This is a genomic window from Kitasatospora sp. NPDC093558, from assembly GCF_040683475.1.
Lineage (GTDB): Bacteria > Actinomycetota > Actinomycetes > Streptomycetales > Streptomycetaceae > Kitasatospora.
On sequence record NZ_JBFBDY010000605.1, the window covers coordinates 1 to 3,755 of the forward strand.

Below are 3,755 nucleotides of genomic sequence, written 5' to 3' on the forward strand. Positions count from 1 at the left end.
GTGGGGCACCCCGCCCACCCGCCCCCCCGGCGCAGCCCCCGCAACCCGACCGCCCCCGCCGACCTCCGGGACGGCTTCGCCGGCTACACCTTCGGCGACGCCGGGGCGGCCGTCGTCGTGGAGGCGGTCGAGCGCGGCGGCATCCTCGACGTCGAGACCGAGACCGCCTCCGAGCACTGGACGGCCGGCGGCATCCCCGGCGGCGGCTCGCGGCACCCGCGCGGCGACGAGCACACCTACTTCCGGGGCGGCGGCAAGGAGTTGCGCGGGATCTTCGAGCGGATCGGCCCCGCCGTCCTGGCCCGGGTCGCGGCCCGCACCGGCCTCGGCTGGGACGACTACGCCCGGGTGCTGGTGCACCAGGTGACCGTCCCGTACCTGGACCGCTTCGTCGAGCTGACCGGGGTGCTGGCCGGGAAGCTGGTGCTCACCGTGCCCGAGCTCGGCAACCTCGCGAGCGCCACGCTCGGCCTCCAACTCGACCGGATACACGGCGAGTTGGTGCCAGGAGACAAGGTGCTGCTGATCGGCCTCGGCGGCGGCGTCAGCCTCATGACCATGGTCTGGGAGGCGTCGTGAGCGAGCGAAGCGAACTCACCATCAGGAGGTGCGACTTGGGCGCATGCCCCTGCCGAAGCGAAGCGAGGCGGGCGCATGTGACTCTCTGGGTGATCGTGCCCGCCTACCAGGAGGAGGCCCGGATCGGCGGCGTCCTGCGCGCCCTCGCCGCCCAGTGGGACCGGGACTTCACGCTGCTCGTCGCCGACAACGGCTCCACCGACGGCACCGTGGCCGCCGTCCGCGCCTTCGCCGCCGACGCGCCGTTCCCCGTCGACGTGCTCGTCGAACCCGAGAAGGGCGTCGGCTCGGCGGTCGACACCGCCTTCCGGTACGCCATCGCGCACGGCGCGACGCTCCTCGCCCGCACCGACGCCGACTGCCTGCCCGAACCCCGCTGGACGGCCGCCGCCCGCGCCGGACTGCTCGCCTCCGGCGGGCTGGTCTGCGGCCGGGTCACCGCCCGGCGCGACGAGCACGGACCGGCCGGGCGCGCGGTGTTCCTGGTGCTGGTCGCGCTCGGTGCGTTCTTCGGACGGATCCGGCCCGCCCACCACCGTCGGCACGGCTACCTCGCGCCGTACCGGATGCACGCCGGCAACAACATGGCGATCACCGCCGAGCTCTACGAGGCCGTCGGCGGCATGCCGCGCCGCCCCTCGCCCACCGACCGGGCATTCCTCAACCTGGTCCGCCGGCAGACCACCGCGATCGTCCGCCGCCGCGACATGGTCGTCCAGAACTCCACCCGCCGGATCCGCGCGTACGGCGTCCTCGGCACCGCCCGCTGGTACCTGGAGCGCGGCGCAGGCCCGCGCGCCGTCGACGTCCGCTGACACGACGTCCGCTGGCACCCCGTCCGCCGACACCCCGTCCGCTGGCACCCTGGAGGACACCGCCGTGCTCGACCGGCTCGCCCACGCCCTGCGCACCGACCGCCCCGACCGCCCCGCCGTGCTGCACCACACCCGCACCGGCGCCACCCGCACCGCGATCCGCCGCGGCGAACTCGCCGACCTCGCCGACGGCTACGCCGCAGCGCTGCACGCCCGCGGCCTCGCCCCCGGCGCCACCGTCGGCGTCGCCGTCCGGCCGGGACCGCGCGCGCTCGCCGTGCTGCTCGCCGCGCACCGGCTCGGCCTGCGCACCGCCGTCCTCGACCCGACCGCGGGACCGGACGTGCTCGCCGCCCGGCTCGGCCTCGCCCGGCCCGACCTGATCCTCGCCGACGCCGCCGCCCAGGCCGTCGCCGGCTGGGCCCGCCCGCTCGCCCGCCGCGCCGACCTCGCGCTGCCCCGGCTCGCCGCCCTCGGCCCGGTCGCCACCCTCGGCCGCAGGGCGCCCGGCTGCGCGCCCCGGCTCCGGCCCGCCACCGCCCCGCTGCCACCGGGGCGCCAGGACGGCGACGGCGACGCCGTCATCGTCTTCACCTCCGGCACCACCGCCCGCCCGCGCGCCGTCGTCCACACCCGGGCCGGCCTGGCCGCCGGGCTGGACACCGTCGCCGGCCTCGTCGCGCCGCGCCCCGGGACGACCGTCCTCGGCGGCACCTTCTTCGTCCTCGCGCCCGCCCTCGCCGCCGGAGCCACCGTCGCCCTCCCGGCCCGCAGGCCCGCCACGCTGGCCCGCCAACTGGCCCGGCTCGCACCCGCGCACACCTACCTCACCCCGCCCCAGCTGCGCACCGCGCTCGCCGCCGGGGCCCGCTTCACCGGCCGGGTCTGGACGGGCTCCGCACCCGCCGACGCCGCGCTGCTGCGCCGGGTCAAGCAGGCCGGGGCGGAGGAGGCGTGGAGCGTCTACGCGCTGACCGAACTGTTCCCGGCCGCCGCCGTCGAGGAGGCCGAGAAGAGCGCCCACGACACCGACGGCGACCTCGTCGGCGCCCCGCTGCCCGGCGTCCGCACCCGCCTCGCCGCCGACGGCGAACTCCTGCTCACCGGCCCCGGCGCCCGCCACCGCTACCTCGGCGAGGAGCCCGACCCGTGGATCCGCACCGGCGACCGCGCGGCCCTCACCCCGGACGGGCGGATCGTGCTCGCCGGCCGCCTCAAGGACATGGTGCTGCGCCGCGCCGAGAACATCTACCCGGGCCTGTACGAACCCGCGCTGCACGTCCCCGGCGTCGAACTCGCCCTGCTCGTGGGCGTTGCGGACGGCGACGGCGACGAACGGCTGGTCGCCCTCGTGCAGCCCGCGCCCGGAGCGGACGCACAGCGGGTGCGCGCCGCGCTGGCTGGCCCGCTCGACCGCATGGGCTCCGCCCGTCCGGACGCCGTCCTGTTCGGCAACGTCCCGCTCGCCGGCCGCTCCCGCAAGCCCGACCGGGCCGCCGCATCCGCCTACTGCGCACGGGAGTTGGCGACGTGATCGACCCTTCCGCCTCGGCTGCCGCCCGGCGCCGCGACCGCCGCGTCTACCTGCACAGCCACCCCGTGCTCTTCGCCGTGCTCTGCGCCACCCGCCGCCGCCCGGTGGTCCGGATCGGCCGGACGGTCCTGGTGCACGGCACCGACGCCTACCGCGAGGCGCTCACCCGCGTGCCGCTCGACCGCACCGCCACCGGCACCACCGGCGGGGCGGCGGCCCGGCTCACCGACGGCGGGCTGCTGTTCGACCAGGACGGCGACGAACACCGGGCCGCCCGGCGGGCGGTGGCGGGCGGCCTCAACTCCGGTGCGCAGGAACAGATCCGCCCGCTGTGGCAGTCGGTGCTCGCCGACACCGTGCCTGCCCTCGCCACCGGACCGCTCGAACTCGTCGGCCTCACTGCGAAGTTGGCGGGCGTCACCGCTGCCGCCCTCACCGGCACCGACGCCTGTCCGCACCAACTCGCCCAGGCCGCACGGGATACGGCGGCAGCGACGGCCCGCGAACACCTCCCCGGACCGCGCCGCCCTACGGGTGGTACCGCCGAGGCCGCCCGGCTCACCGCCCTGCTCCCCGACCCACAGGACGCCATGCTCGCCGTCGCGGCCGTGAACACCACCCTGGCCGCCGTCCCCCGCGCCGTCGCCTGGTGTGCGGACGCCGGACTCTGGCCGCAGGTCGACGAGACGACGGCCCCCCACCTGGCCGCCGAACTCCTGCGCCTGACCGCCCCGTCACCCCTGCTCCCCCGGGTCGCCGCCGCCGACGCCACCGTGGCCGGCCACCCGGTCCGGGCCGGCGACCGGCTGGTCCTGGTCGCCCGGCAC

3 protein-coding genes and 1 pseudogene are annotated in these 3,755 nt (G+C 77.7%); all 4 read left to right on the forward strand.

Annotated elements, in window-relative coordinates:
- The coding region (locus tag AB0O00_RS32325; protein ID WP_363657854.1) for a 3-oxoacyl-[acyl-carrier-protein] synthase III C-terminal domain-containing protein at nt 1-579 on the forward strand (579 nt) is incomplete at its 5' end.
- Nucleotides 580-656: 77 nt separating this feature from the next.
- Nucleotides 657-1,394, forward strand: coding sequence for a glycosyltransferase family 2 protein (locus tag AB0O00_RS32330; protein WP_363657856.1), 738 nt, complete (start codon nt 657-659; stop codon nt 1,392-1,394).
- A gap of 64 nt (nt 1,395-1,458) precedes the next feature.
- Nucleotides 1,459-2,928, forward strand: a complete 1,470-nt coding sequence (locus AB0O00_RS32335; RefSeq protein ID WP_363657858.1) for a class I adenylate-forming enzyme family protein — start codon at nt 1,459-1,461, stop codon at nt 2,926-2,928.
- Nucleotides 2,925-3,755, forward strand: a pseudogene (locus tag AB0O00_RS32340) (cytochrome P450); the annotation flags it as partial. The gene AB0O00_RS32335 and the pseudogene AB0O00_RS32340, both read left to right, overlap by 4 nt.